At 57.9% G+C, this 26,247-nt stretch carries 25 protein-coding genes; 15 read left to right on the forward strand and 10 right to left on the reverse strand.

Going from position 1 to position 26,247, the window contains the following annotated elements; all coding sequences use genetic code 11:
* Positions 1 to 56 precede the first annotated feature (56 nt).
* The 3 genes from nirD to tsgA form a co-directional block, all read right to left on the reverse strand.
* Complete coding sequence (nirD, locus tag AC4OVS_RS01880) at positions 57 to 383, reverse strand: nitrite reductase small subunit NirD (protein WP_022649617.1); 327 nt, start codon at positions 381 to 383, stop codon at positions 57 to 59.
* Positions 380 to 2,923 (reverse strand): nitrite reductase large subunit NirB, encoded by a 2,544-nt coding sequence (gene nirB / locus AC4OVS_RS01885; protein ID WP_022649616.1) that lies wholly within the window; start codon positions 2,921 to 2,923, stop codon positions 380 to 382. The genes nirD and nirB overlap by 4 nt, the downstream gene beginning before the upstream one ends.
* Before the next feature lie 260 nt (positions 2,924 to 3,183).
* Positions 3,184 to 4,368 (reverse strand): MFS transporter TsgA, encoded by a 1,185-nt coding sequence (tsgA, locus tag AC4OVS_RS01890; RefSeq protein WP_022649615.1) that lies wholly within the window; start codon positions 4,366 to 4,368, stop codon positions 3,184 to 3,186.
* Positions 4,369 to 4,646: 278 nt separating this feature from the next.
* Here tsgA and ppiA point away from each other — a divergent pair, with 278 nt between their 5' ends.
* The 4 genes from ppiA (at position 4,647) to argD (ending at position 7,811) form a co-directional block, all read left to right on the forward strand.
* Complete coding sequence (ppiA, locus tag AC4OVS_RS01895; protein ID WP_022649614.1) at positions 4,647 to 5,219, forward strand: peptidylprolyl isomerase A; 573 nt, start codon at positions 4,647 to 4,649, stop codon at positions 5,217 to 5,219.
* 105 nt (positions 5,220 to 5,324) lie between these two features.
* Entirely contained in the window at positions 5,325 to 5,909 is a 585-nt protein-coding gene (locus AC4OVS_RS01900; protein ID WP_163346937.1) for a putative adenosine monophosphate-protein transferase Fic, read from the forward strand.
* Between the two features lie 30 nt (positions 5,910 to 5,939).
* Positions 5,940 to 6,503, forward strand: a complete 564-nt coding sequence (pabA, locus tag AC4OVS_RS01905) for an aminodeoxychorismate synthase component 2 (RefSeq protein ID WP_023307105.1) — start codon at positions 5,940 to 5,942, stop codon at positions 6,501 to 6,503.
* 87 nt (positions 6,504 to 6,590) lie between these two features.
* On the forward strand, positions 6,591 to 7,811 hold the full coding sequence (gene argD / locus AC4OVS_RS01910; protein WP_176486846.1) for a bifunctional acetylornithine/succinyldiaminopimelate transaminase: 1,221 nt from the start codon (positions 6,591 to 6,593) through the stop codon (positions 7,809 to 7,811).
* On the opposite strand, the gene AC4OVS_RS01915 is transcribed toward argD, so the two are convergent.
* Together AC4OVS_RS01915 and crp are read right to left on the reverse strand one after the other, a co-directional pair.
* Positions 7,808 to 9,895: a YccS/YhfK family putative transporter gene (locus tag AC4OVS_RS01915; RefSeq protein ID WP_023307103.1), complete on the reverse strand. Its 2,088-nt coding sequence runs from the start codon at positions 9,893 to 9,895 to the stop codon at positions 7,808 to 7,810. The two genes, argD and AC4OVS_RS01915, sit on opposite strands and share 4 nt — an antisense overlap.
* Positions 9,896 to 9,952: 57 nt before the next feature.
* The gene (gene crp / locus AC4OVS_RS01920; protein WP_000242758.1) at positions 9,953 to 10,585 is read right to left on the reverse strand and encodes a cAMP-activated global transcriptional regulator CRP; all 633 of its coding nucleotides are present in this window, start codon (positions 10,583 to 10,585) and stop codon (positions 9,953 to 9,955) included.
* Positions 10,586 to 10,895: 310 nt separating this feature from the next.
* Between crp and AC4OVS_RS01925 the strand changes: the two genes are divergently transcribed.
* A complete protein-coding gene (locus AC4OVS_RS01925; protein ID WP_022649609.1) occupies positions 10,896 to 11,300 on the forward strand; it encodes an OsmC family protein in 405 nt (134 codons plus the stop codon).
* Between the two features lie 85 nt (positions 11,301 to 11,385).
* Here AC4OVS_RS01925 and AC4OVS_RS01930 read toward each other — a convergent pair whose 3' ends face one another.
* Genes AC4OVS_RS01930 through AC4OVS_RS01940 form a run of 3 tightly spaced genes read right to left on the reverse strand, consistent with a single transcriptional unit; the run spans position 11,386 to position 13,522 of the window.
* Positions 11,386 to 12,255, reverse strand: a complete 870-nt coding sequence (locus AC4OVS_RS01930; protein ID WP_003861663.1) for a phosphoribulokinase — start codon at positions 12,253 to 12,255, stop codon at positions 11,386 to 11,388.
* A gap of 29 nt (positions 12,256 to 12,284) precedes the next feature.
* Positions 12,285 to 12,503, reverse strand: coding sequence for a YheU family protein (locus AC4OVS_RS01935; protein ID WP_022649608.1), 219 nt, complete (start codon positions 12,501 to 12,503; stop codon positions 12,285 to 12,287).
* Positions 12,500 to 13,522: a hydrolase gene (locus tag AC4OVS_RS01940; RefSeq protein ID WP_491922149.1), complete on the reverse strand. Its 1,023-nt coding sequence runs from the start codon at positions 13,520 to 13,522 to the stop codon at positions 12,500 to 12,502. The genes AC4OVS_RS01935 and AC4OVS_RS01940 overlap by 4 nt, the downstream gene beginning before the upstream one ends.
* Before the next feature lie 228 nt (positions 13,523 to 13,750).
* On the opposite strand from AC4OVS_RS01940, the gene mdcA reads away from it, so the two are divergent.
* From mdcA to mdcH, 8 genes are all read left to right on the forward strand, one after another.
* Complete coding sequence (gene mdcA, locus AC4OVS_RS01945; protein WP_023298766.1) at positions 13,751 to 15,406, forward strand: malonate decarboxylase subunit alpha; 1,656 nt, start codon at positions 13,751 to 13,753, stop codon at positions 15,404 to 15,406.
* A complete protein-coding gene (locus tag AC4OVS_RS01950) occupies positions 15,406 to 16,263 on the forward strand; it encodes a triphosphoribosyl-dephospho-CoA synthase (protein ID WP_022649605.1) in 858 nt (285 codons plus the stop codon). The genes mdcA and AC4OVS_RS01950 overlap by 1 nt, the downstream gene beginning before the upstream one ends.
* Before the next feature lie 9 nt (positions 16,264 to 16,272).
* Positions 16,273 to 16,572 (forward strand): malonate decarboxylase acyl carrier protein, encoded by a 300-nt coding sequence (gene mdcC, locus AC4OVS_RS01955; protein WP_000411786.1) that lies wholly within the window; start codon positions 16,273 to 16,275, stop codon positions 16,570 to 16,572.
* Entirely contained in the window at positions 16,565 to 17,398 is an 834-nt protein-coding gene (locus tag AC4OVS_RS01960) for a biotin-independent malonate decarboxylase subunit beta (protein WP_003861672.1), read from the forward strand. Before mdcC ends, AC4OVS_RS01960 begins: the two co-directional genes overlap by 8 nt.
* Positions 17,398 to 18,198: a biotin-independent malonate decarboxylase subunit gamma gene (mdcE, locus tag AC4OVS_RS01965; protein ID WP_003861675.1), complete on the forward strand. Its 801-nt coding sequence runs from the start codon at positions 17,398 to 17,400 to the stop codon at positions 18,196 to 18,198. The genes AC4OVS_RS01960 and mdcE overlap by 1 nt, the downstream gene beginning before the upstream one ends.
* Before the next feature lie 123 nt (positions 18,199 to 18,321).
* Positions 18,322 to 19,281, forward strand: a complete 960-nt coding sequence (locus AC4OVS_RS01970) for an AEC family transporter (RefSeq protein ID WP_023307100.1) — start codon at positions 18,322 to 18,324, stop codon at positions 19,279 to 19,281.
* 2 nt (positions 19,282 to 19,283) lie between these two features.
* The gene (locus AC4OVS_RS01975) at positions 19,284 to 19,901 is read left to right on the forward strand and encodes a malonate decarboxylase holo-ACP synthase (protein ID WP_491922150.1); all 618 of its coding nucleotides are present in this window, start codon (positions 19,284 to 19,286) and stop codon (positions 19,899 to 19,901) included.
* Positions 19,901 to 20,797: a malonate decarboxylase subunit epsilon gene (mdcH, locus tag AC4OVS_RS01980; protein WP_022649600.1), complete on the forward strand. Its 897-nt coding sequence runs from the start codon at positions 19,901 to 19,903 to the stop codon at positions 20,795 to 20,797. Before AC4OVS_RS01975 ends, mdcH begins: the two co-directional genes overlap by 1 nt.
* A gap of 102 nt (positions 20,798 to 20,899) precedes the next feature.
* On the opposite strand, the gene AC4OVS_RS01985 is transcribed toward mdcH, so the two are convergent.
* Entirely contained in the window at positions 20,900 to 21,832 is a 933-nt protein-coding gene (locus AC4OVS_RS01985) for a LysR substrate-binding domain-containing protein (protein ID WP_022649599.1), read from the reverse strand.
* A gap of 15 nt (positions 21,833 to 21,847) precedes the next feature.
* Complete coding sequence (locus AC4OVS_RS01990; protein WP_491922151.1) at positions 21,848 to 23,752, reverse strand: ABC transporter ATP-binding protein; 1,905 nt, start codon at positions 23,750 to 23,752, stop codon at positions 21,848 to 21,850.
* A gap of 132 nt (positions 23,753 to 23,884) precedes the next feature.
* On the opposite strand from AC4OVS_RS01990, the gene kefG reads away from it, so the two are divergent.
* Together kefG and kefB are read left to right on the forward strand one after the other, a co-directional pair.
* Positions 23,885 to 24,436, forward strand: a complete 552-nt coding sequence (kefG, locus tag AC4OVS_RS01995; protein ID WP_003861686.1) for a glutathione-regulated potassium-efflux system ancillary protein KefG — start codon at positions 23,885 to 23,887, stop codon at positions 24,434 to 24,436.
* Positions 24,436 to 26,241, forward strand: coding sequence for a glutathione-regulated potassium-efflux system protein KefB (gene kefB, locus AC4OVS_RS02000; protein ID WP_003861688.1), 1,806 nt, complete (start codon positions 24,436 to 24,438; stop codon positions 26,239 to 26,241). Before kefG ends, kefB begins: the two co-directional genes overlap by 1 nt.
* Positions 26,242 to 26,247: the final 6 nt, after the last annotated feature.

Here is a 26,247-nt window from a genome sequence, read left to right on the forward strand (position 1 = left end):
TTTCCTGCCGTTACCCATAAGGGGTCATAAGCCTTTCCTATTGAAAAGGCGAGGGGTTACGCTTTCAGCTGCACCTCGCCGTCCTTCACGCGGACGTCGTAGTGTTTGACCGAGAAGCTTTCATCTTCCATGCAGCGCCCGTCGGTTAAGCGGAAGCGCTGCTTTTTCAGCGGGCTGGCAACCCACAGTTCGCCCTGGTGCTCCGCAATCAGACCGCGGGAGAGCACGCTGGCCTCGAAGAACGGGTCGATATTGCTGATGGCAAAAACCTGTTCATCGTGGCGAGGGCGGAAAATCGCTACCTGCTCGTTGCCCAGCAGGGCACAGACGCCGGTTGCTGGCAGAATGTCGTTAATGTTGCAGATGTTTACCCACTGGCTCATGCGTTTTCCTCCACCAGCATCACCGGAATACGTTCATACGGGGTCGCTGGACGATGCTGTTCGCGCTCCGGCACCACCTGCACGTTCGGGTCGCGCTGGGTGCTGTTGATAAAGTGTTTGAAGCGCGTCTGCGCCGCTGGCGTGTTCACGGTTTCGGTCCACTCGCAGATAACCGCCTCGCGCAGGCGAGTCATCTCGGATTCCAGCTGTTCATTCAGGCCCAGCTTGTCGTCGATAATGACTGACTTCAGATAGTCGATGCCGCCTTCGAGATTATCCAGCCAGGACGCGGTACGGGTCAGCTTATCGGCGGTACGAATGTAGAACATCATGAAGCGGTCGAGGTATTTGATCAGCGTATCGCGATCGAGATCGGCAGCCAGCAGATCGGCGTGGCGAGGTTTCATCCCGCCGTTACCGCACACGTACAGGTTCCAGCCTTTCTCGGTGGCGATAATACCCACGTCTTTACCCTGTGCTTCCGCACATTCACGGGTACACCCTGAGACGCCGAACTTCATTTTGTGCGGCGTACGGATACCTTTGTAGCGGTTTTCCAGCTCGACGCCGAAGCCCACGCTGTCGCCCACGCCGTAGCGGCACCAGGTGCTGCCCACGCAGGTTTTCGCCATGCGCAGCGCCTTGGCGTACGCGTGACCGGTTTCGAAGCCCGCCTCAATCAGCTGACGCCAGATTTCCGGCAGATCATCTTTCTGCGCACCGAACAGGCCGATACGCTGGGAACCGGTGATTTTAGTGTACAGGTTAAACTCACGGGCGATACGGCCCACGGCGACCAGCCCTTCAGGGGTAATTTCCCCCCCGGCAGAACGCGGGATCACCGAGTAAGTCCCGTCTTTCTGAATATTGGCCAGGAAGTTATCGTTGGTGTCCTGAAGCGGAGTGTGTTCTGGTTTGAGCACATATTCGTTCCAGCAGGACGCCAGCAGGGAACCGACGGTAGGCTTACATACTTCACAGCCGTAGCCCTGGCCGTGTTTCTCCAGCAGTTCGTCGAAGGACTTAATGCCTTCCACGCGGATCAGGTGGTACAGCTCCTGGCGAGAGTAAGCGAAGTGCTCGCACAGGTTGTTGTTCACTTCAATGCCCTGTTTTGCCAGCTCGGCGTTCAGCACCTGGGTGACCAGCGGGATACAGCCGCCGCAGCCGGTCCCGGCTTTGGTTTCCGCCTTCAGCGCCGCAACGGTGTGGCAGCCTTTGTTAATGGCGGAGATCAGCATGCCTTTGGTCACGTCGAAGCAGGAGCAGATTTGCGCGCTGTCCGGCAGTTTATCCACGCCAATGGACGGCTTACCGCTGGAGGCGTGCGCCGGGAGGATCAGCGCGTCCGGGTTTTCCGGCAGCTCAATGGCGTTCAGCACCAGCTGGAGCAGGTTGCCGAAGTCGCTGGTGTCGCCCACCAGCACCGCCCCGAGCAGGGTTTTGTTATCCTGGCTGACGATAAGACGTTTGTAGACTTCTTTGCTTTCGTCCAGATAAACATAGCTGCGGGAGTTCGGGGTGCGACCATGCGCATCGCCAATACCGCCCACGTCCACGCCCAGCAGCTTCAGCTTCGCGCTCATGTCTGCGCCGGTGAAGGCATTTTCGCTGCCGAGGATATGGTCAACGGCGACCTGCGCCATTTTGTACCCAGGTGCAACCAGACCGTATACGCGGTTATTCCAGCTGGCGCATTCGCCGATGGCGTAGATGTCCGGATCGGAGGTCTGGCAGGTATCGTTGATCATGATCCCGCCGCGCTGCGCAACGGCCAGACCGCACTGAGTAGCCAGCTTGTCGCGCGGGCGAATGCCGGTGGAGAAGACGATGAAATCCACTTCCAGCTCGCTGCCGTCGGCAAAGCGCATGGTTTTACGCGCTTCAGTGCCTTCCTGCACGATCTCTTTGGTGTTCTTGCTGGTGTGAACCTTCACGCCCATGCTTTCGATTTTACGGCGTAACTGGTCGCCACCCATATGGTCCAGCTGTTCCGCCATCAGCATCGGGGCAAATTCGATGACGTGGGTTTCAACGCCGAGGTTTTTCAGTGCGCCTGCCGCTTCCAGACCCAGCAGACCACCGCCGACAACCGCGCCACGTTTGCTTCGACGTGCGCAGGATTCAATGGCGTTGAGGTCTTCAATGGTACGGTAAACGAAGCAATCCTGGGTTTCCGAACCTTTAATCGGCGGGATCCACGGATACGAGCCTGTCGCCATGATCAGCTTATCGTAAAAAACCGTACGTCCGGCGCTGGAGTGGATCACTTTCTCCTGACGGTTGATGGTGATAGCGCGTTCGCCCACCAGCACTTTTACGCCATGCTTCTCGTAGAAACCTTCACGCACCAGAGAGAGTTCTTCGGCGGTATGGTGAGAGAAGTAGGAAGACAAGTGCACACGGTCGTACGCCTTGCGGGGTTCTTCACAGAACACGGTAATATCGAACTGGTTAGCATCGGCTTTATCGAGAAGATCCTCAATAAAGCGGTGGCCGACCATGCCGTTACCGATGATAGCGAGTCTGACTTTGCTCATTTTTGCCTCGATTTCTTTTCTATTACTGCCTACCTTAACGATTCAGCAGGGGCACTTATTGATGCAAATCAAATACGCCTTCACCTACCCCTTAGGGGGTATATCTATGATTTGTCAGGATTTTTATAAGTGACGGATATTGTTTGATTTTTGTGCTTGCTTGTTTTTCACAAAATTTTGGTGGGGTTTTTTACCCATCGGCGGGCAGGGCGGGTGAGCAGGGGAAAACCCCTTTGCAGTACGCAAAGGGGTTACGGCGATTAGTGGGTAGCTGTTGCCGGGTTGTGTTGACGGTGACGGGTCACAAAGCCCAGCACGAAGCACATGATGAACACCACGGCGTACAGACCGTTAGCGGTATGCAGCGCCGCCAGCGGGCCGCTGTGCGCCACAATTGGGCCCGTGACCACGAAGGTCAGCATGGTGCCGATGGTGCCGCAGGTCAGCACGAAGTTCACCAGCTTCGGTGAGGCCACTTTGGTCTGAAGAGAGCCAAGGGTGATGATCGAGGTATAAATCGCGCTGGAGAAGAAGCCCAGGGTCAGGATGAACCACGGCATATGCTCCGGGGAACCGTTGATGAACAGATACATCAGCACGGTTGCCAGACCCGCCAGAACGGTCAGGATCCGTTGCAGGTCGAAGAAGCGCAGGATAAAGCTAAACGCCCACATGCCGAACATGTAAGACATCCAGAAATCGCTCACCAGTTTACCCGCGTCGTTCAGACTCATGCCCAGACCTTTCGCGTATTCAGGAACCCAGGAGATAAAGCCCAGCTGGCCGAGGATGTAACACAGCGCGGCGATGGAAAGGAACAGCACGCCGATACCCCATTTTTCTTTCGCAACTGGCTCAGACGTGGTCTGCGCTTTTTTGCCCAGCACCGGGAACTCGCAGCCGAAGGTGAGAATAAAGATCGCGACATAGACCAGACCAATGCAGGCGTATACCCAGTACCACTCAATGCTGCGCGCCAGAAGATACGCGGCGACCATCGGGAAAATCATCCCGGCCATGCTGAAGAAGGAGTCGGTGAACAGCAGACGCGCGCCGCGCTGGCGACCTTCATACATATGGGTGATCAGGAACGTACCGATCGACATGGTGATCCCGCTCACCAGGCCCAGCACGAACATGGCGGCAGAGAAGAGGGCGATGCTGTGGCTCAGCACCAGGCCCGCCACGGCGGCAACCATCAGTACGAAGCCGAAGCGCAGCTGGGTTTTCAGCGGCACGATTTCCATCAGCCAGGCATTAAGGAAAATAGAGATCAGGATCCCCGCGTTCAGGAAAGTGAAGGTATTGCTCATGCTGGAAACGGGCAACTGGAAGTAGTCTGCGATATTTCCCATCACCATCCCGGTGACGATCACCAACGCGCCGGTCAGGGCGTAGGAGAAGAAGCTGATCCATGTGAGCTTGATGCGATTGCTGTTAGTCATGTCTGGCCTGTTAAAAGTAAAGAAAAACGCAATGACTGCGTTTGAGCGGGCAGATTTTAGTCGCGAAAGTGATCTAATTAAATCTTTTCAGAAAATATTGAGCACAATTGCAGGCTTTAACGTGATGGAGATCACATTAAATCGCGGGGTGAACAATCGTTTGCGCGGTAATAATTGTTTCAATTTCGTAAAATTAGGTAAAAGACTGGTCTGGGGTCATACTGCTCTTTAGAATCAAGCCATTCGCTTTTTATACTGCGCTTTGTTAAGGAATTCTCATGCTCAAATCAACACTGGCGGCTGTCGCAGCTGTGTTTGCTCTTTCTGCCGTTTCCCCTGCTGCGCTGGCAGCTAAAGGAGACCCTCACGTCCTGCTGACTACCTCTGCGGGGAATATTGAGCTGGAGCTGGATAGCCAAAAAGCCCCTGTTTCTGTGAAAAACTTCCTCGACTACGTGAACAGTGGTTTTTATAACAACACCACGTTCCACCGCGTGATCCCGGGCTTTATGATTCAGGGCGGCGGTTTCAACGAGCAGATGCAGCAGAAAAAACCTAACCCGCCAATCAAAAATGAAGCGGATAACGGCCTGCTGAACAAGCGCGGCACCATTTCTATGGCGCGTACGGCGGATAAAGACAGCGCCACCAGCCAGTTCTTCCTCAACGTGGCGGATAACGCCTTCCTGGACCACGGCCAGCGCGACTTTGGCTACGCGGTGTTCGGTAAAGTGGTGAAAGGCATGGACGTGGCGGACAAGATCTCTCAGGTTCAGACTCACGATGTCGGTCCATACCAGAATGTGCCGTCTAAGCCAGTGGTGATTCTCTCCGCGAAAGTGCTGCCGTAATCGTTCCCTCACACGGGCACATCCTGCCCGTGTCTTTCCGCCCTCCCTGCGAAAGCGCGTTTTGCTGCTTATACTTGTGGCAAACGGACTATTCAGGGAGGCGTAGTGAAAAAACTCACCGACAAGCAAAAATCCCGACTCTGGGAGCAACAGCGTAGCGTCAATCTTCAGGCCAGTTGCCTCCTTGAAAAAGGCAAGGGTCCCGCTGAACCCGATATCGAGACGCTGGCACTGGGGCCTTCTGCACCGGGTTTACCCCATCTGTGCCTTATTCACCGCCATTTATTCCGCAACGAAATGAAAGGCGCTGGCGAGCTGCGCACCGCCGATATTTCCAAGGGCGACATTCCATTTTGCCATTTCGAGTACATCGAGAAGGTGGGTAATGAGCTGATGGCTTCGCTGGAAATCGATAAATATCTGGTGGGCCTTCAGAAAGAAGAGTTTACAGACAGAATCAGTCATTACTACTGTGAAATCAACATGCTACATCCGTTTATGAGCGGTAATGGCGTGGCTCAGCGGATCTTCTTTGAACAGCTGGCGATCCATGCGGGCTACGTGCTGAACTGGCAGGGGATCGACCCGGACGACTGGGCATCCGCCAACCAGAGCGGGGCGATGGGTGATCTGACCGCCCTGAATGCTATCTTTGCCAAAGTTGTGAGCGAAGCGCGGGGATCTGAGTAAAATAGGGCGGCCATTTTTTCAGGAGCCGCCATGATTCTGCTGATTGATAACTACGATTCCTTTACCTGGAACCTTTACCAGTATTTTTGTGAACTGGGGGCAGAGGTGGTTGTCCGCCGTAACGATGAGATCGCGCTGGCTGACATTGACGCGCTGGCGCCCCAGAAAATCGTGATTTCGCCCGGGCCGTGTACGCCGTCGGAGTCCGGCATCTCGCTGGAGGTAATCCGCCACTATGCGGGCAAGCTGCCGATTCTGGGCGTCTGCCTGGGTCACCAGGCCATTGCGCAGGTCTTTGGCGCCACCATTGTTCGTGCCGCGAAAGTCATGCACGGCAAAACCTCACCGATCACGCACACCGGTACCGGCGTGTTCCTGGGGCTAAACAATCCGTTAACCGTGACGCGCTACCATTCTCTGGTGATTGATCCGCCGACCCTGCCCGCAGACTTTGAAGTGACCGCCTGGAGTGAGACCCGGGAAATCATGGGCATTCGCCACCGCGAGTACGATCTGGAAGGGGTGCAGTTCCACCCGGAAAGCATTCTCAGCGAACAGGGGCACGCACTGCTGGCCAATTTCCTTAATCGCTGAATATCTGTTGCCTTGTTGTGATTTTTTATGCATATTTTGTGATTATATTTTCACAATCACTGTGACATAAAAATGGATGGTCATGACATGGCAACTGAACAACCAGCAATTACCCGCGCGACATTCGATGAAGTGATCCTGCCGATTTATGCACCGGCTGAGTTTATCCCGGTGAAAGGGAGAGGCAGCCGCGTCTGGGATCAGCAGGGCAATGAGTATGTTGATTTCGCAGGCGGTATTGCGGTGACGGCGCTGGGCCATTGCCATCCTGCGCTGGTGGACGCGCTGAAAACGCAGGGCGAAACGCTGTGGCACACCAGCAACGTGTTCACTAACGAACCGGCGCTGCGTCTGGGGCGTAAGATCATCGATGCCACCTTCGCCGAACGCGTGCTGTTTATGAACTCTGGCACCGAAGCCAACGAAACCGCCTTTAAGCTTGCGCGCTACTACGCAACCACGCGTCATAGTCCGTACAAAACCAAAATCATCGCCTTCCATAACGCCTTCCACGGTCGCTCGTTCTTTACCGTTTCCGTTGGCGGCCAGCCGAAGTATTCCGACGGCTTTGGTCCGAAACCTGCGGATATCATCCACGTGCCGTTTAACGATCTGCACGCCGTTAAAGCGGTGATAGACGATCACACCTGTGCCGTGGTGGTCGAACCCATTCAGGGGGAAGGCGGCGTCACGGCGGCCACCCCGGAATTTCTGCAAGGGCTGCGCGAACTGTGCGACGAGCACCAGGCGCTGCTGGTGTTTGATGAAGTGCAGTGTGGGATGGGGCGTACCGGAGACCTGTTCGCTTATATGCACTACGGCGTAACGCCGGATATTCTGACCAGCGCAAAAGCGCTCGGCGGCGGTTTCCCGGTCAGCGCGGTGCTCACCACCCAGGATATCGCTTCCGCATTTCATGTGGGCTCACACGGCTCCACTTACGGCGGTAATCCGCTGGCGTGCGCCGTGGCGGGAGCGGCGTTCGACATCATTAATACGCCGGACGTCCTGAATGGCGTGAATGCGAAACGCGCCCTTTTTGTGAAACATCTTCAGCAGATTGACGAACAGTTTGATGTCTTCAGTGAAATCCGCGGGATGGGGTTACTGATCGGCGCCGAGCTGAAGCCTCAGTACAAAGGCCGCGCGCGCGATTTCCTGCACGCCGCCGCGCACGAAGGCGTCATGGTGCTCAACGCCGGGCCGGACGTGATGCGCTTTGCGCCGTCGCTGGTGGTGGAAGACAAAGACATCGAAGACGGGTTAACCCGTTTTTCCGCGGCGGTGGCGAAGATCGTCAGAGGCTAATACGCGGTTCGTTTTAACCGGCGCGTTAACCAAATCCCGTGATGCGGACGCTGACGCCATGCCACCGACGAAATGGTGTGCATGGTGTTGAGATGCCCGAGAACGCGCTGTAAATGCTGCTCAAGGGTGCTCATCGGCCCGTGGGTCAGCGTCTCCGGCGCTTCCAGAATGTTCGAATCCCCTGACTCCCCCGGCGCGTCGTACTCCAGACGCTGCTGACAGCGCTGGAGGGCAATTTCACACGACTGCAAATAGCGCTGCGCCAGATCCGGCGTCAGCATGGTGTGCTCGCGCGCCAGCGTGGTCATGGCATTGATGTGTTCGACGATAAACTGGCTGTGCGTGACCCACAGCTTCATGTCTGCCAGATAGTGCGAGTTGAAGCCCGGCTCCTGCATGGCCTGGTTAAGGGAGTTGAACAGGGCATTATGCGCCTGGTTGACCTTCATGCGCTCGTAGGCCAGTGGAGACGGCTGCGGGTCGTCGCTCAGGATCAGGCGAATGGCCTGCTGATCCGCCTCCAGCGCGTCGTGGGCGTTTTGCCTCAGTAATCCACTTTGCCACTGCGGCCACAGCCAGACCATGCCGCCAAAGGCGATCAGGCAGCCAATCAGGGTATCGACCAGGCGGGCAATAATTAACTGATCGGCGTTGAGCGTAAGCAACTGCAGGGTGTACACCGCCGTTACCGTAAAGCCCACCGTCGCCCAGCCGTAGTTTTTACGGATGATCAGATAACTCACCATCGTAATCGCCAGCATGCCGACCAGCGTATACCCTTCCGGCACGTGGAAGTGCAACGTTACGCCCGCGATAATCAGCCCCGCCATCGTGCCGCCCGCCCGATGCAGAATGCGCACCCGCGTGGCACCATAGCCGTTCTGGGTGACAAACAGCACGGTCATTAAGATCCAGTAGGGTTTCGGCAGGTGCAGGGCCATTCCCATCAGGCTGGCGATGCTGAGCATGACGCTAATTCTTGCGGCGTTGCGCAGGGCGGAAGACTTCAGCGACAGGTAGCTTTTGAGCGCAGGCAGCAACGGCAGTCGTTTTTGCTTATCGGCCATCAGGTCCCGGGCATAAAGCGGGCGCTGGGTGCGCAACACCCGGGCGATGCGGCTGAAATGCCAGGCGGCAAACTGCCCGACCGGGTTATCCGCGTGCTGACGCGCAATCTTTTCCAGCGCGCCGAGCTGTTTGTCCATGTTAAAGCGCGTCGGATAGCGGTGATAGAGGATATCCTCAGCCAGCACCCGCAGGCGCGCCGCGACGGTCTGCGCGTTCCAGCGGATCACCGCTTCCGCATGGCTGCGCTCCACCAGCTTTTGCACCTCTTCCGGATTATGAAGGCTGACGGAAATATGCTCCTGCAAATCCAGCCCGACCTGGAAGGTACGCAGCAGCCGCTTATATTCATGATTTTTGTTGGCGGCAAGCATGTGCAACTGCTGATAGCACTGGCTGATCAGATCCACCACTTTTTGCTGGCGTGCCAGCAGCGGCGGCAGGGATTTTTCCGGGTCGGTATGTTGCGTGAGCAGGGTGTATTTTGCTTCGCAGTATTCAGCAAGCTGCACGTAGAGCAGGCTCAGGGATTCGCGAAGCGGCTGTTCCCGCCACAACCAGAACCAGAACCAGTTAAACAGCCCGTACCACAGCGTGCCGAGGGCGTAGATCAGCAATGGCTCCCACACCGGCATATTGCCCGCAAGGCTTAAGGTGAAGATGGCGGCAATCAGCGACGCGGGAAGCAGGCGGGCGTGCAGCGAGCTGATTTCAGCGGTTACGCCAAGCGTCATCGCCAGCACGGTCAGGATCAGCGGCAGAGGAATGTCGCGGGCCAGTAAGAGTTGCACGGCAAGGCTACAGCCGGCAAACAGGCAGCCGCCAATAATCAGGCGTTTGAAAAAGCGTTTATGCGGGGTGTCCAGACCGGCAATGTTGCAGCAGGCGGGCACGAGGGAAAACAGCAGGCCTTGCTGAAGATGTCCGAGGATCAGGCCCACGGCCACGGGAAGACACAACACCAGCGTTTGTCGCAGTGCGTAGTTAACTTCCGGGTGATAGATCAGCCTGCGCCACATAAGGAGTAGAGACAAAAACGGCGTGCCACCCTGCGGCGGCACGCCGTCTGACCGGAATTAACGGGTCCCGTAAACCACGATGGTTTTACCGTGGGCGGAGATCAGGTTTTGATCTTCCAACATCTTCAGGATACGGCCCACTGTTTCACGGGAGCAGCCGACGATCTGACCGATTTCCTGGCGGGTAATTTTAATTTGCATACCGTCAGGGTGGGTCATGGCGTCTGGCTGTTTCGCCAGGTTCAACAGCGTCTGCGCGATACGACCGGTCACGTCCAGGAAGGCGAGGTTACCCACCTTCTCAGAGGTCACTTGCAGACGGCGTGCCATCTGGGAAGAAAGACGCATCAGGATGTCAGGGTTGACCTGAATCAGCTGACGGAATTTCTTGTAAGAAATTTCAGCCACTTCACATGCTGTTTTTGCACGAACCCAGGCGCTACGTTCCTGGCCTTCTTCAAACAGGCCCAGTTCACCGATAAAATCGCCCTGGTTCAGATAAGAAAGGATCATCTCTTTCCCTTCTTCATCTTTGATCAGCACGGCCACCGAGCCTTTAACGATGTAATACAACGTTTCCGCTTTTTCACCCTGGTGAATCAGCGTGCTCTTTGATGGGTACTTATGAATGTGGCAATGAGACAAGAACCATTCGAGAGTCGGGTCTGTTTGCGGTTTGCCAAGCACCATGCGCTGTTATCCTCTGTTATAAGCTGTCACCAGAGTCATAAGATGCATCCGGACTCTGGGGTTGCAATCGAATTCTTACCCATACCTGGGAAGTCGGCTGTCGTAACGTTTCGCAGCCAGTAAAGTTTGATGTCCTCTGCATACATGTGTAACGTCAATGTATTACTGTAGCATCCAGAGTGTTTTAGCATAGCTTTCGCCGCGTGTCTCCTGGTGTCTCGCTTCAGCATGACGCAGGTCGCCTTCCGTTGCGAGAAATGTAACGTACACGTAATCTGTCATAAAAAATGCAACGTTGGAGTGAGTGAATATGCAAGCGCGTGTGAAATGGGTTGAAGGGTTAACGTTCCTGGGCGAGTCTGCTTCCGGGCACCAGGTTTTGATGGATGGCAACTCCGGCGATAAAGCTCCCAGCCCGATGGAAATGGTGCTGATGGCGGCTGGTGGATGCAGCGCGATCGACGTAGTGTCGATCCTGCAAAAAGGCCGTCATGACGTGACCGATTGTGAAGTGAAGCTGACGTCAGAACGTCGCGAAGAGGCGCCACGTCTGTTCACGCATATTAATCTGCACTTTATCGTCACCGGCAAAGAACTGAAGGATGCGGCGGTCTCGCGTGCGGTTGACCTGTCTGCGGAGAAATATTGCTCTGTGGCATTAATGCTGGAGAAAGCGGTAAACATCACCCATTCGTATGAAGTGATCGAGGCTTAATTTTTGGCGGGTGGCGCTTCGCTTACCCGCCCTACAAAAGCACGCCCGTAGGCCCGGTAAGCGCAGCGCCACCGGGCAAAACAACTCACGCGATTTGCTTTCCTTCCATCAGCCGCTGCACCAGCGGCGTCATGATCAGCTCCATCGCCAGCCCCATTTTTCCGCCCGGTACCACTAACGTATTCATGTGCGAAATAAACGAACCTTGTAGCATCGCCAGCAGCCAGGGGTAATCAATGCCTTCCAGGTTGCGGAAGTGGATCACCACAAAGCTCTCGTCCAGGGAAGGGATGCTTTTTGCGGCGAACGGGTTGGAGGTGTCCACGGTGGGGACGCGCTGGAAGTTAATGTGGGTTCGGGAGAACTGCGGCGTCAGGAAGTTGATGTAATCTTCCATGGAGCGCACCACCGAATCCATTACCGCCTCTCGCGAATGGCCGCGCTCGCTCATGTCACGCGTCAGCTTCTGGATCCACTCAAGGTTAACAATCGGCACCACCCCCACCAGCAAATCCACATGGCGCGCCACGTCGTGCTGAGGCGTCACCACGCCGCCGTGCAATCCTTCGTAAAACAGCACGTCAGTCGGTTCCGGCAGCGGCTGCCAGGGCGTGAACGTGCCGGGGACCTGGTTCCAGGGCACGGCTTCATCGTAGGTGTGGAGATACTTGCGGGACTGCCCGGTGCCGCTCTGCCCGTATTCACGGAAGGTTTGCTCCAGCAGGCCGAAGTCATTGGCCTCCGGGCCAAAATAGCTGATGTGTTTACCCAGATCGCGCGCCTTGCGGATGGCCATATCCATCTCCGGGCGCGTGTAGCGGTGAAAGCTGTCGCCCTCTACCTCTGCCGCCCGTAAGTTAAGCTGGGCGAAAATCTTGCGGAAGGCGAGGCTGGTGGTAGTGGTTCCCGCCCCACTCGAACCCGTAACGGCAATAACCGGATGTCTGGCAGACATAGCAACTCCCTGACTGGAAAAGTGTAAGATCAGCCATGAAACGCGTTGCGGGGCATGATATTCACCGTCTCATGCAGTTCGGACCATACCAGCACCACGTCGCCGCTTTTAAGCTGGCGCTTCACATCGCTGACCTTTTGTTCAAGCGAACGTTCATGTTCACCATAATCGGTGCCTTCGCGCAAGACAAAGCTTTCAATCAGATTATCGAGCGTGTCGGGAGAGAGATCCTGCCAGGGAATAATCATTTTTTACCGTCCAGATAAGCCGTTAACCAGTCGGGTATACGCGTCTCAAGCCACATTTTTGGCCGACGCAGCGTGCCGCCAACAAAGCCCACGTGCCCGCCGAACTCGGTGAGCTGATACTCCACGTTATCCGGCAGATAGTCAGGGGCGGGGATCGAGTGATGATCCATAAACGGATCGTCTTTGGCGTGGATAATCAGCGTGGGTTTCGTGATTTGATTCAGTAAAGGCATGGCGCTGCACTGACGGTAATAGTCAATCGCATCGGCAAAGCCGTGAATTTTCGAGGTGATCAAATCATCAAACTCGCGCAGGCGCTTCACGCGTTTGAGCTGTTGCAGCGTCACAGGCAGCGTATCCGGATAGGCCTTAAGTTTACGCGCGGCGTTGGCTTTCAGCAGGTTGAGCAGGTAGCGCTGATAGACCCGCGAAAACCCTTTTTCCATATGATAACTGCACTGCTCCAGCATAAAGGGCGCAGAGACAATCACTGCCGCATCCAGCGGTACGGCGTCGCTCTCCTTCGCCAGCAGGCAGGCCAGCATATTCCCGCCCAGCGAATACCCCACCGCTGCCGTTGGTGCTTCGCCGAAATTGTCTCTTAGCCAGCGCAGGAACCAGGAGCCGTCCTCGGTTTCACCCGAGTGATAAATGCGTTTCTGACGGTTAGGCTCGCCGCTGCATCCGCGAAAATGCATCACCACCCCAAGCCAGCCGCGGGCTTTCGCCGCCTCAATGAGACCGTGTGCGTAAGGGCTGTGCAGGCTGCCTTCCAGGCCGTGAAACACCACCAGACGGGGTTTATGTCTGGCCTGATCCGGATCTTCGCTCCAGGCGAGATCCAAAAAGTCACCGTCCGGCAGGTCAATGCGCTGCCAGTGGGGGTTGAACTGCACCTTGCGGCGGATCAGGCGCGGCAGCATGGTTTGCAGGTGAGGGTTAGCCACACCGCGCATGGGCACGAACTCTGCGCTCTCTTCGGCTGCAATGTCGAAGTCTGAGGGAATGATTTGGGTCATAAGGGCGATGCTGATTCTTGTCAGAAATTAACTATACCTTCCGAATTGTACCCCGTTTAGCCCGTTTTTCCGAAACATGAACTGATCCCGATCACATTTCTTTACCTTGATTATTACTCTCAGGCTAATGATTACGTCCTACGCTTAATTGATGCCTTTCTCACCAGAGCGCACACTTTACTCAACGTTAAGCAAATCAGAATGATGTGCTGAATCAGGAGGTTAATAATGTTATCTGGGCAAACACCCACCCGGCAATGGAACACCCGACGCAGCGAGAAAGCGCGTCGTCTGGCGTCCGTACCGGTGCAGGGCAAGGTACTGCCAACCGGCGATCTTGTCGCCATGCTGGAAAAACTGATCGCACCAGGCGACAAAGTCGTTCTGGAAGGCAACAACCAGAAGCAGGCGGATTTCCTTTCCCGTTCACTGGCCGAAGTGAACCCGCAAATCGTGCACGATCTGCATATGATCATGCCGAGCGTGGGCCGCAGCGAACATCTGGACATCTTTGAGAAAGGCATCGCCCGCAAGCTCGACTTCTCCTTCTCCGGTACGCAAAGCCTGCGCATTTCGCAGCTTCTGGAAGATGGTCAGCTCGAAATCGGGGCGATTCACACCTACATCGAACTCTACTCACGTTTATACGTCGACCTTTCGCCAAACGTGGCGCTGATTGCCGGTTTTAAAGCGGACCGTAAAGGTAACCTCTACACCGGGGCGAGTACCGAAGATACCCCGGCGCTGGTGGAAGCCGCCGCGTTCCACGACGGCATCGTCATCGCACAGGTGAACGAGCTGGTGGACGACGAGTGCGACCTGCCGCGCGTCGATATTCCGGGCTCGTGGATCGATTACGTGGTGGTGGCGGACAAGCCGTTCTTTATTGAGCCGCTCTTCACCCGCGACCCGCGCCTGATTAAACAGGAACACATCCTGATGGCGATGATGGCGATTAAAGGCATCTACGCTGAACACCAGGTGCAGTCCCTGAACCACGGGATTGGCTTTAATACCGCAGCGATCGAACTGCTGCTGCCAACCTACGGCGAACAGCTCGGACTCAAAGGCAAAATCTGTAAACACTGGACTTTGAACCCGCATCCAACGCTGATCCCGGCCATCGAAAGCGGCTGGGTGGAGAGCGTCCACTGCTTCGGCGGCGAGCTGGGGATGGAAGAGTACATCCGCGCCCGTCCGGACGTGTTCTTTACCGGTGCTGACGGCTCCATGCGCTCTAACCGCGCCTTCTGTCAGCTGGCTGGTCAGTACGCGGTCGACATGTTTATCGGTTCCACGCTACAGGTTGATGGTTACGCTAACTCCTCAACCGTGACCCGCGGCCGTCTCTCCGGCTTCGGCGGCGCACCAAACATGGGCCACGATCCGCACGGTCGTCGCCACGCCACACCGGCCTGGCTGAACATGATCACCGAGCCTGACCCGATGCAGCGCGGTAAAAAGCTGGTTGTGCAGATGGTGGAAACCTTCCAGGCGGGCGTGAAGCCAACCTTCGTGGAGAAACTCGACGCCGTAGACGTGGCGAAAGCCTCCGGCATGCCGCTGGCGCCGGTTATGATTTACGGCGATGACGTCACCCACGTGCTGACGGAAGAGGGGATTGCTTACCTCTACCGGGCAAAAGATCTGGAAGAGCGTCGCGCCATGGTCGCCGCCGTGGCGGGTATCACCGATATCGGTCTGGGCGTTGACGCCAAACGCGTGGCGGAACTGCGCCAGAGCGGCAAGGTTGTGTATCCGGAAGATATGGGCATTCGTCGTACCGATGCCACCCGCTCTCTGCTGGCTGCGGGCAGCGTGGCTGACCTCGTTGAGTGGTCCGGCGGCCTGTATAACCCACCTGCGAAATTCCGGAGCTGGTAATGAAACTTCTGCCCCAGATCCAGGTTGAAGGCGGTGCCGAATGGCTGGCGCGAACCGCCACGCAGTGTCTGATTGACGAAGCACGTTTAAGCCCGAAGCCCGGTCTGGTGGACAGCCGGGGGAACGGCGCGCATCACGATTTATCGCTTGCGCTGATGGAGCGCTCCGCTCACAGCCTGACCCCCACGTTTCAGGCGCTGGCGCAACAGAGCTGGCAGCGTCCGGCGGATATTGCCCTCAGGCAAACCGTTGGCCGCCTGGGTCGTGAAGGCGAACGGCAGATGATGGCCGCTACCGACGGCGTGAACACACACCGTGGCGCGATCTGGGCGCTGGGATTGCTGGTGAGCGCGGTGGCGATGCTGGGCGGCGATGCCCGGGCGCAAACCGTCGCGAACACCGCCGCTCAGCTGGCGAAACTGCCGGATGACGCGGCGCCGAAAGTATTCAGCAAGGGGTTACGCGTCACGCACCGCTACCGTGTACCGGGCGCGCGTGAAGAGGCTCAGCAGGCGTTTCCGCACATCATGCAGCGCGCGCTGCCGCAGCTTCACCTCAGCCGTCTCAACGGCAGCAGCGAAACGCAGGCCAGACTCGACGCGCTGATGGCGATCATGACCTCGCTCACCGACACCTGCGTGCTGTCGCGCGCCGGCATGGAGGGGCTGGATGCCATGCAGAACGGCGCCCGTGCGGTGCTGAACGCGGGAGGATGCGCAACACTTGCGGGGCAGCAGGCGCTGGCGCGGTTAGACCGTCAGATGCTGACGCTTAACGCCTCGCCGGGCGGAGCCGCAGACCTGCTTGCCGCCACGCTGTTTCTTGACCGCGTCGAAACGCCCTATTCAAAGCATTAAGAGGATGTTATGGAAAAAATCACATTGACCGTGCCCGCCAGCCGCGAAGTAAGCGGCAGGGCGCTGGCAGGGGTAGTCGGTTCCGGGGATATGGAGGTGCTTTTCACCGCCGAACCGGGCCAGACCTTAACCATTGATATCACCACCTCCGTCGACAACAGCCGTGGGCGCTGGGAGGCGTTGTTCAATCGCCTGCAAACCGTCAGCAGCCTGCCCGCAGGTAAGCTGACCATCCACGACTTCGGCGCGACGCCGGGCGTGGCACGCATTCGTATCGAACAGGTTTTTGAAGGGGTGAACCATGCGTGATGACAGCAGCTTTATCGAATTAAAAGCGCGCCAGCGTGCGCAGGCGCTGCTCGACGACGGCAGCTACCGCGAACTGCTGGATCCGTTTGAAGGCATTATCTCTCCGTGGCTTGGGCCACAGGGGATTGTTCCTCAGGCCGATGACGGCATGGTAGTCGCGAAAGGGACCATCAACGGCCAGCCTGCAGTGGTGGTGGCGATTGAAGGCACCTTCCAGGGCGGCAGCATGGGCGAAGTGTCCGGTGCCAAAATGGCGGCGGCGCTGGAGCTGGCGGCGGAAGATAACCGCAACGGCATTCCGACTCAGGCGGTACTGTGCCTCGAAACCGGCGGCGTACGTTTGCAGGAAGCCAACCTTGGCCTGGCGGCGATTGCCGATATCCACGCCGCGATCGTTGACCTGCGTCGCTATACCCCGGTTGTCGGGATTGTCGCCGGGACCGTGGGCTGCTTCGGCGGGATGTCTATCGCCGCGGCGCTGTGCAGCTACCTGATTGTGACCCGCGAAGCGCGTCTTGGCCTCAACGGCCCGCAGGTTATTGAGCAGGAAGCGGGCATTGAAGAGTATGACTCCCGCGACCGTCCGTTTATCTGGAGCATGACCGGCGGCGAAGTGCGCTATGAAAGTGGGCTGGTGGACGCGCTGGTGGGCGACGGCGTGAACGCGGTGAAAGCCGCGATGAACGAGGCCATCGCCAAAGGCGTACCGGCGAAACATCGCACCGATAACTACGACGATTACCTGAACCGTCTGACGAATTTCGACACCCGCAAACAGGCCGATGCCGAACAGATTAAAGCGCTTTTTGCCCGGGAGGTGAAATGATGACTAACTCAATTAGCCGTGGCGAACTCTGGCTGGAAACTCTGGCCCCGAACGCGAAACGTCTGGAGGGGTTATGCCCGTCCGTGCAGGCGGCAGACGGCGAGCTGAACGGTGAAACGGTGCGCTTTGTCGCCGTGGTGCCGGACGCCAACAACCACTTCCCGCGCGCGGCGCAGGGTGAAGTCGGCCTGCTGGAAGGATGGACGCTGGCAAAAGTGGTCAGCGAAACCGTCGCCGCTGACGCCGATAAAGCCGTGAAGCGCCCGATTGTGGCGGTGATCGATGTCCCAAGCCAGGCCTATGGCCGTCGCGAAGAGGCGTTTGGTATCCACCAGGCGCTGGCCGGCGCCGCTGCCGCCTATGCCAATGCGCGGCTGGCGGGGCATCCGGTGATTGGTCTTATCGTCGGTAAGGCCATGTCCGGCGCGTTTCTGGCGCACGGCTACCAGGCCAACCGCCTGATTGCCTTCAACGATAAAGGCGTGCTGATCCATGCCATGGGCAAAGAGTCTGCGGCGCGCATTACGCTGCGTACCGTGGAGGCGCTGGAAAAACTGGCGGCAACCATTCCGCCAATGGCGTACGACATCAGCAACTACGCCACGCTGGGGCTGCTCTCCGACCTGCTGGATATCAGCAACCCGGATGCCCCTTCCGAAAGCGATCTGACGCGGGTGAAAACTACCCTGCAACAGGCCATCAGCGACGCTCGTCAGGACACCACGTTGAAAAACCGTCTGGGTGCTGACAACCGCCGCAGCTCGGCGCTCGTACGTGAACGTATGCGAGCCAGCTGGTAAGTAAAAAGAGACCTGCCAGATGCATTACCCCGTGGGCGCGCCCGTTGCGTCCACGCGGGAACCTGCATCCTGAAAATAATAAACATCGCGCCAGTGCTTAAACTTTTTTACTACAGGTGATTTATGACTTACGTAATTGTTCATGCTCTTGCACCGATTTTCGTCATCATGCTGCTGGGATTCTGGGCCGGTAAAGCAAAGATGGTCGATAACAAAAATGTTTCCCTGCTGAATATCTTCGTTATGGATTTTGCACTCCCTGCCGCGCTGTTCAGCGCCACCGTGCAAACCCCGTGGACCGGCATTGTGGCGCAGTCGCCGCTGATCCTGGTGCTCACCCTGGCGATGTGGATCACCTATGCGGCCATCTACTTCCTCGCCACCAAAGTCTTTAAAAAATCTCCGCAGGATGCGGCCGTACTGACGCTGACCGTCGCTCTGCCAAACTATGCGGCGCTCGGCCTGCCGATTCTGGGCAGCGTGCTGGGTGAAAGTTCTTCTACTTCACTCTCCGTGGCGGTCTCCATCGCCTGTGGTTCGGTGCTGATGACCCCGTTCTGCCTGCTTATTCTGGAGCGTGAGAAAGCCCGCGCGGAAGGCAATAACTCCGGTTCAACGCTTTCCATGCTGCCGGTGCTGATGTGGCGCTCCATTAAAAAACCGATCGTGATGGGCCCGCTGCTGGGTGTGATCCTGTCCGCTATCGGCATCAAAATGCCGGAGCTGGTACTGGCGGCGATTAAACCGCTGGGACTGTCCGCGACCGCTGCGGCGCTGTTCCTGACCGGGGTGATCCTCTCCGCGCGTAAGCTTCAGATCAACACCATGGTGATCACTTCCACTATCGCCAAGCTGCTGATCCAGCCAGCGATTGCCTGGGGTATCGTTTTAATCTTCGGTCTGCACGGCTCCGTGGCGATCACCGCCATCCTGATGATTGCGCTGTCTGCGGGCTTCTTTGGCGTGGTGTTCGGTAACCGCTTTGGCGTGCAGTCGCCGGATGCTGAAGCCGTGCTGCTGTTGAGCTCCATACTGTGTATCCTGTCGCTGCCGCTGTTTATCTCGCTGACTTCAGGAATGTAATTATGACCACAACATTACGCCCACACGACCTCATCTGGCTTACCGCGCGCGACGCCCTGGAAAGGATTACCGAATCCTGGGTAGACGCGGCCTGGCATACCGGGCTGCCGGTAGTGGTGCGGCGTGATGTTGATAATGAAGGCCGTATTCCCGTTGGCGTGCGCGGATTGCGCCGCGACCAGCGGGCGGCCGGATGGGTGAAGCCTGAGAACGTGTTGCGCGTGGTGTCGCCCGAAGAGTTGAGCGTTGCCGCCGACCTGCTGCGTTCGCCGTTTGTCACTCAGCCGCCGGTTCAGGTGGCTCTTCAGCTTGCGCAGCAGTCGTGGCCGTGGACGTGGGGGATAACCGGCAGTACGGGTTATGCGCTGGCGACCGGCATTCCGGTGATCCACGCCGACAGCGATCTCGATCTGCTGATCCGCGCCCCGCGTACCGTTTCCCCTGAGGCGTTTACTGACTGGCAGGCTCAGCTCAACCGTGCGTTGTGCCGGGCGGATACGCAGGTGGACACGCCCGAGGGCGGATTCGCGCTGGCAGAATGGTTACGCGACGGCAAAACGCTGCTAAAAACGCAATGTGGACCGCGCCTGGTAGCGGATCCATGGCACAGGGAGGAGTAATGAAAATACTGTTTACCTTTCCGGGGCAGGGCACACAGCACGAAGGTATGCTGCAAAACCTGCCGGGAACGGAGCTGGAGCAGGCCCGTGCTGTGCTGGGGGCGGAAGTCGATACCCTGGACAGCGCATCCTCGTTAACCCACACCCGTGCGGTTCAGCTTTCACTGCTGATTGCCGGCGTGGCCTGGGCGCGCGAGCTGGAACGTCGCGGCGTGTCGCCGGATATTGTCAGCGGTCTGTCCATTGGCGCTTATCCTGCGGCGGTTATCGCAGGCTCGCTGGACTTTACGGATGCGCTGAAGCTGGTGGCGCTGCGCGGTGATTTGATGGAGCAGGCGTATCCGCACGGCTACGGCCTGACGGCGATTATGGGGTTGACCCTGCCGCAGGTGGAAAACCTGATTCAGGGGACTGGAACCTATATCGCTAACCTGAACGCCGAAACGCAGATCGTGATTGCCGGAACCGATGACGGTATGGCGCAGGTGGCGGAGCGCGCGCTGGCGAAGGGCGCAAGCAAGGCCAAACGGCTGGCGGTGAGTGTGCCATCGCACTGCGCGCTGCTGGCGGAACCGGCGAAGAAGCTGGCAGCGGCGTTTGAATCGGTCACGCTTTCCCGTCCCCGCTGCGCGTACCTGAGCGGCAGTACCGGACGCGTGCTCTGGCAGCCGGAGAAAATTGCCGACGATCTGGCAATGAACATGGCGCGAACCGTGCGCTGGCAGGAGGCGGTGATTTCCGCTAACGAGCGTGAAGCGCGGCTGGCGATTGAGATGCCGCCGGGAGGCATATTAACCTGCCTGACGCGGCAGGCGGCGTGGGAAGGCGAATCCATTTCGCTGGAGCGCAGCGGGGTGGACGTGGCGGTGCATCTGGCGGGGCGGCTTCGTGCGTGAGTTTTTTTGCCCGGTAGCGGCTGCGCCTTACCGGGCCTACGGGTTCGGTTGTATTATTTTGTAGGCCGGGTAAGACGCAACGCGTCGCCACCCGGCAAGGCCTCAGGCTCCGTCCTGCAAACTTCTGGCGTACATCCGCCCTTCCGCGGCCAATGCTCGCAGGCTCGGATCCTGCTCGCGGTTGCGGGCAAAGACGATCGCAATCAGCTGCTGCATCTGGTACGGCTGTGCCAGCTTCAGTAGCTGCACCGAATTTTCGTACACTTTCTTCATCCTGCCCGGCATCAGCGTAAACCCGACCCCCGCCTGTACCAGGCTCAGCATCGAGAAAATATCGTTTACCCGCGTCACAATCTCCGGCTCGAAACCGGCAATATGAAACGCTTCCTGAAACCCGGCGTAAGTGGCGAACCCTTCCGCGAGGGCGACAAACTTCTGATCTTTATAGTCACGCAGATCGGCGGGACCGCTGGTATTCAGCGTGGCAGAGGCCGGTGCGGCAAGGAAAATATCGTCATGGAACAGGGGCAGCACTTCGAGGCTGTTACGGTCGATATCGCTCTCGGAGATAGAGATTAAAATCGCATCCAGCGAACCCTCATCCAGCATATGGAGCAGGGTTTCGTTCGAGCCCATCGTCAGATCCATCTCCAGATCCGGACGGCGCAGCTTCATGCCCATTATCAGGCGCGGCACGGTTTCCAGCGTCAGCGAGTAAAGCGTACCGACGCGCAACCGTCCCTGGCCGATACCGGCAATCTTGCGCGACTCTTCCAGCCCGCGCTCCATCACCTGCATCACCTCCTGACAATACTCCAGCAGCGTCCACGCAGAGGGGAGGGCAATCAGGTTACGCCCTTTGTGAGCAAAGAGCGGGCAGCGGACGTTCTCTTCGAGGGTATGCAGCGCGCGGTGAACACTGACACCGCTCAGGCCGAGCGTTTCGGCGGTACGTGCGATATTGCCCTTGTCCATGAACGTCATGAAGATGCTGAGCTTACGGAATGTAATCTCGCTCGTGGTATCGAAGCCCATAACCCTCCCGGCGTGTTAGTCGGCTTGCAGCATCGCTTCCAGCTGTTCCTGCGCGTCCAGCCATGCCATTTCGCACTCTTCGAGACTGGATTTGGTTTTCGCCTGCGTTTGCAGACAGTCCGTCAGCTCCGCTTTGCGGCTCTGATCGTACAGTTCGCTGTCGCCCAGCTTCTCTTCGACGGCGGCAAGCGTGGCGTTAAGCTTTTCCATCTCTTTTTCGAGACGGGTAATCTCTTTACGCAGCGGCTGAGTCTGGGTGCGCAGTTCCGCTTCACGGCGCTTCTGGTCTTTACGCGCCTGGGCGCTGTTGGCGTTGTCTTTCGCTGACTCTTCCGGCTGGTTTTCCTGCTTCTGCACGTCCGTCAGCCACTGCTGGTAATCTTCCAGATCGCCGTCGAACGGTTCCACTTTGCCGCCGTGAACCAGATAGAGATCGTCGGTGGTGGAGCGGACCAGGTGGCGATCGTGCGAAACGACAACCAGCGCCCCTTCGAACTCGATCAGCGCTTCGGTCAGCGCCTGACGCATGTCGAGATCGAGGTGGTTGGTCGGTTCATCGAGCAGCAGCAGGTTTGGACGCTGCCAGACGATCAGCGCCAGCACCAGACGCGCTTTTTCGCCGCCGGAGAAACGCGCTGTATTTTCAGTCACCTTATCGCCCTGGAAGCCAAAGCCGCCGAGGTAGTCGCGCAGCTTCTGCTCCATCTCCTGCGGCGCCAGGCGCGCCAGGTGCTGGATCGGCGATTCATCGGCGCGTAAAAATTCCAGCTGATGCTGGGCGAAGTAGCCAAGCTTGATGCCCTTCGCCAGCCCGATTTCGCCGCTGACCGGGTTAAGCTCGCCCGCCAGCAGCTTGATCAGCGTCGATTTACCGGCGCCGTTACGCCCCAGCAGACCGATGCGTGAACCCGGCACCAGGTTGAGCTTGATAGAGTCGAGAATAATGCGATCGCCATAGCCCGCGCTCACTTTTTCCATCTTCAGCAGCGGGTTCGGCAGGCTCTCCGGCTCGCGGAAGCTGAAGTGGAACGGGTTATCCACGTGCGCGGGGGCGATCATCTCCATGCGTTCCAGCATTTTGACGCGGCTCTGCGCCTGCTTGGCTTTTGACGCCTTGGCCTTGAAGCGATCCACAAAGCTTTGCAGGTGCGCCACGCGCTGCTGCTGGCTTTCATACATCGCCTGCTGCTGGGCGAGGCGCGTCGCGCGCTGGCGCTCGAAAGAGCTGTAGTTGCCGGTGTACTCGAACAGGCTTTGCTGTTCGATATGAATGATTTTATCCACCACCGGGTCGAGGAAGTCGCGGTCGTGGGAGATCAGAATCAGAGTGCCCTGATAGCTCTTGAGCCACTTCTCCAGCCAAATAACCGCATCGAGATCGAGGTGGTTGGTCGGTTCATCGAGCAGCAGGAGGTCAGAGCGGCAGATCAGCGCCTGCGCCAGGTTAAGGCGCATACGCCAGCCACCCGAGAAATCGCTCACCGGGCGTTCAAGCTGTTCGTTGCTGAAGCCCAGGCCGTGCAGCAGGCTGGAGGCGCGGGAGCGAATGGTCCAGGCGTCGATGGCGTCCAGCTTGCCGTGGACGGTGGCGATGGCGTGGCCGTCGTTGCGTTCGTTGGCGGCGTTGAGCTCCGCTTCGAGCTTGCGGTATTCACGGTCGCCGTCGATAACATAGTCGAGCGCCGGTTCGCTCAGCGCGGGGGTCTCCTGGTTTACCCAGGCGAGCTGCCAGTTGCCCGGGAAGGTAAAGTTCCCGCCATCCGCGCTTATCTCGTTTTTCAGCAGTGCCAGCAGGGTGGATTTACCGCAGCCGTTTTTGCCGACCAGCCCCACTTTCTGGCCCGGGTTGATGGTAGCAGTCGCGTTATCCAGCAGGACGCGCACGCCGCGACGAATTTGTAACGAGGAGAAAACAATCATAGAAGCGCCGTATGTTCCGACTATGTTAATTTGTCATTATGATAATGTAAGGTGTGGGCCAATTTCCCCACCGGGCCGCCATGGTAGCCCAAAACGACAACAATACACAAAAACAGAACCGGGAGGGGAGTGATGTCTCAGACAGCGAAAGTGCTGCTGCTGTATGCCCATCCGGAATCACAGGACTCGGTGGCAAACCGGGTGCTGCTTAAGCCGGCCACACAGCTCAGTAACGTAACGGTGCACGATCTCTACGCGCACTACCCCGATTTCTTTATTGATATTCCTTACGAGCAGGAACTGCTGCGTCAGCACGACGTGATTGTGTTCCAGCATCCGCTTTATACCTATAGCTGTCCGGCGCTGCTGAAAGAGTGGCTGGACCGCGTGCTGAGCCGGGGCTTTTCCAGCGGGGTGGGGGGCAACCAGCTGGCGGGAAAGTACTGGCGGAGTGTCATCACCACCGGTGAGCCGGAAAGCGCTTACCGTCACGACGGGCTGAACCGTTACCCCATGAGCGACATTCTGCGGCCGTTTGAGCTGACGGCGGCGATGTGCCGTATGCACTGGATGAGCCCGATTATTATCTACTGGGCACGGCGGCAGGATCCGAAAGCGCTGGCGAGCCATGCCAGGGCCTATGGCGAATGGCTGGCGTCACCGATTCCGGCGGGAGGACGCTAATGGACGGTTCGAATTTACTCCTCGCCGGGGTGCTGTTTTTGTTTGCCGCCGTCGTCGCGGTCCCCCTTGCCGCGCGTCTCGGCATTGGCGCGGTGCTGGGCTATTTGCTGGCGGGGATAGCCATTGGTCCCTGGGGGCTTGGGTTTATCAGCGATGTGGATGAAATTCTCCACTTCTCCGAGCTGGGCGTGGTGTTCCTGATGTTTATCATCGGGCTTGAGCTTAATCCGTCCAAGCTGTGGCAACTGCGGCAATCTATTTTTGGCGTCGGGGCGGCGCAGGTGTTGCTCAGCGCCGCCATTCTGGCGGGCCTGCTGATGCTGACGCAGTTTTCCTGGCAGGCCGCGGTGATTGGCGGGATCGGTCTTGCGATGTCTTCGACGGCGATGGCGCTTCAGCTGATGCGCGACAAAGGGATGAACCGCAACGAGGCGGGGCAACTGGGCTTTTCGGTGCTGCTGTTCCAGGATTTAGCGGTGATCCCGGCGCTGGCGCTGGTGCCGCTGCTGGCAGGCTCCGGAGACGATCATTTCGACTGGATGAAGATCTCCATGAAGGTGCTGGCCTTCGCGGGGATGCTGATCGGCGGACGGTTTTTACTGCGTCCAGTGTTCCGATTTATTGCGGCATCCGGCGTACGCGAGGTCTTCACCGCCGCAACGCTGCTGCTGGTGCTTGGTTCAGCGCTGTTTATGGATGCGCTGGGGCTGTCGATGGCGCTCGGGACGTTTATCGCCGGGGTGCTGCTTGCGGAAAGCGAGTACCGCCACGAGCTGGAGACCGCCATCGATCCGTTTAAGGGGCTGCTGTTAGGGCTGTTCTTTATCTCGGTGGGTATGGCGCTTAATCTTGGCGTGCTCTATACCCATCTGCTGTGGGTTATTGCGAGTGTCGCCGTGCTGGTGGCGGTCAAAACGCTGGTGCTGTATCTCCTCGCGCGGATTTACGGGCTGCGCAGCTCGGAAAGGATGCAGTTTTCCAGCGTGTTAAGTCAGGGCGGAGAGTTTGCGTTTGTGCTGTTTTCCACTGCGTCGTCTCAGAAGCTGTTCAAAGATGACCAGATGGCGCTGCTACTGGTGACGGTCACGCTGTCGATGATGACCACGCCGCTGCTGATGAAGCTGGTGGACAAACTGCTGTCGCGCCGCCTGAATCCCGCAGACGATGAAGACGAAGCGCCGTGGGTGGAAGATGATAAACCGCAGGTGATCGTCGTGGGCTTTGGCCGCTTCGGACAGGTGATTGGTCGCCTGTTGATGGCAAATAAAATGCGCATTACGGTGCTGGAGCGCGATATCAGCGCCGTCAACCTGATGCGCAAATATGGTTATAAGGTGTACTACGGGGATGCGACGCAGCTTGAGCTGTTGCGCTCGGCGGGCGCAGAGGCTGCGGAGTCCATCGTCATCACCTGTAACGATCCGGAAGACACAATGAAGCTGGTGGAGCTGTGCCAGCAGCATTTCCCACATCTGCATATTCTGGCGCGTGCGCGCGGACGTGTTGAGGCTCACGAACTTTTGCAGGCGGGTGTGAAACACTTCTCCCGCGAAACCTTCTCCAGCGCGCTAGAGCTGGGGCGCAAGGCGCTGGTTTCGCTGGGTATGCATCCTCACCAGGCGCAACGTGCCCAGATGCATTTCCGCCGGCTGGATATGCGAATGCTGCGTGAACTGATGCCCGTGCACAGCGACACGGCGCAGATCTCCCGCGTGCGGGAAGCGCGTCGCGAACTGGAGGAGATCTTCCAGCGTGAGATGCAACAGGAACGACGCCAGCTCGACGGCTGGGATGAATTTGAATAAAGGGTA

The sequence above is a fragment of the Enterobacter sp. 4974935 genome, from assembly GCF_058661735.1.

Excerpts from the sequence above, each read along its gene's own strand:
- AC4OVS_RS01975 (WP_491922150.1), top strand. The coding sequence starts at position 19,284 with ATGACCACAACATTACGCCCACACGACCTCATCTGGCTTACCGCGCGC.
- AC4OVS_RS01935 (WP_022649608.1), bottom strand. The coding sequence starts at position 12,503 with ATGATTATTCCCTGGCAGGATCTCTCTCCCGACACGCTCGATAATCTG.
- AC4OVS_RS01925 (WP_022649609.1), top strand. The coding sequence starts at position 10,896 with ATGCAAGCGCGTGTGAAATGGGTTGAAGGGTTAACGTTCCTGGGCGAG.
- crp (WP_000242758.1), bottom strand. The coding sequence starts at position 10,585 with ATGGTGCTTGGCAAACCGCAAACAGACCCGACTCTCGAATGGTTCTTG.
- kefB (WP_003861688.1), top strand. The coding sequence starts at position 24,436 with ATGGACGGTTCGAATTTACTCCTCGCCGGGGTGCTGTTTTTGTTTGCC.
- argD (WP_176486846.1), top strand. The coding sequence starts at position 6,591 with ATGGCAACTGAACAACCAGCAATTACCCGCGCGACATTCGATGAAGTG.
- kefG (WP_003861686.1), top strand. The coding sequence starts at position 23,885 with ATGTCTCAGACAGCGAAAGTGCTGCTGCTGTATGCCCATCCGGAATCA.
- nirD (WP_022649617.1), bottom strand. The coding sequence starts at position 383 with ATGAGCCAGTGGGTAAACATCTGCAACATTAACGACATTCTGCCAGCA.
- mdcC (WP_000411786.1), top strand. The coding sequence starts at position 16,273 with ATGGAAAAAATCACATTGACCGTGCCCGCCAGCCGCGAAGTAAGCGGC.
- mdcA (WP_023298766.1), top strand. The coding sequence starts at position 13,751 with ATGTTATCTGGGCAAACACCCACCCGGCAATGGAACACCCGACGCAGC.
- nirB (WP_022649616.1), bottom strand. The coding sequence starts at position 2,923 with ATGAGCAAAGTCAGACTCGCTATCATCGGTAACGGCATGGTCGGCCAC.
- AC4OVS_RS01930 (WP_003861663.1), bottom strand. The coding sequence starts at position 12,255 with ATGTCTGCCAGACATCCGGTTATTGCCGTTACGGGTTCGAGTGGGGCG.
- AC4OVS_RS01970 (WP_023307100.1), top strand. The coding sequence starts at position 18,322 with ATGACTTACGTAATTGTTCATGCTCTTGCACCGATTTTCGTCATCATG.
- pabA (WP_023307105.1), top strand. The coding sequence starts at position 5,940 with ATGATTCTGCTGATTGATAACTACGATTCCTTTACCTGGAACCTTTAC.
- mdcH (WP_022649600.1), top strand. The coding sequence starts at position 19,901 with ATGAAAATACTGTTTACCTTTCCGGGGCAGGGCACACAGCACGAAGGT.
- tsgA (WP_022649615.1), bottom strand. The coding sequence starts at position 4,368 with ATGACTAACAGCAATCGCATCAAGCTCACATGGATCAGCTTCTTCTCC.
- AC4OVS_RS01990 (WP_491922151.1), bottom strand. The coding sequence starts at position 23,752 with ATGATTGTTTTCTCCTCGTTACAAATTCGTCGCGGCGTGCGCGTCCTG.
- AC4OVS_RS01950 (WP_022649605.1), top strand. The coding sequence starts at position 15,406 with ATGAAACTTCTGCCCCAGATCCAGGTTGAAGGCGGTGCCGAATGGCTG.
- AC4OVS_RS01940 (WP_491922149.1), bottom strand. The coding sequence starts at position 13,522 with ATGACCCAAATCATTCCCTCAGACTTCGACATTGCAGCCGAAGAGAGC.
- ppiA (WP_022649614.1), top strand. The coding sequence starts at position 4,647 with ATGCTCAAATCAACACTGGCGGCTGTCGCAGCTGTGTTTGCTCTTTCT.
- AC4OVS_RS01960 (WP_003861672.1), top strand. The coding sequence starts at position 16,565 with ATGCGTGATGACAGCAGCTTTATCGAATTAAAAGCGCGCCAGCGTGCG.
- AC4OVS_RS01915 (WP_023307103.1), bottom strand. The coding sequence starts at position 9,895 with ATGTGGCGCAGGCTGATCTATCACCCGGAAGTTAACTACGCACTGCGA.
- AC4OVS_RS01985 (WP_022649599.1), bottom strand. The coding sequence starts at position 21,832 with ATGGGCTTCGATACCACGAGCGAGATTACATTCCGTAAGCTCAGCATC.
- mdcE (WP_003861675.1), top strand. The coding sequence starts at position 17,398 with ATGACTAACTCAATTAGCCGTGGCGAACTCTGGCTGGAAACTCTGGCC.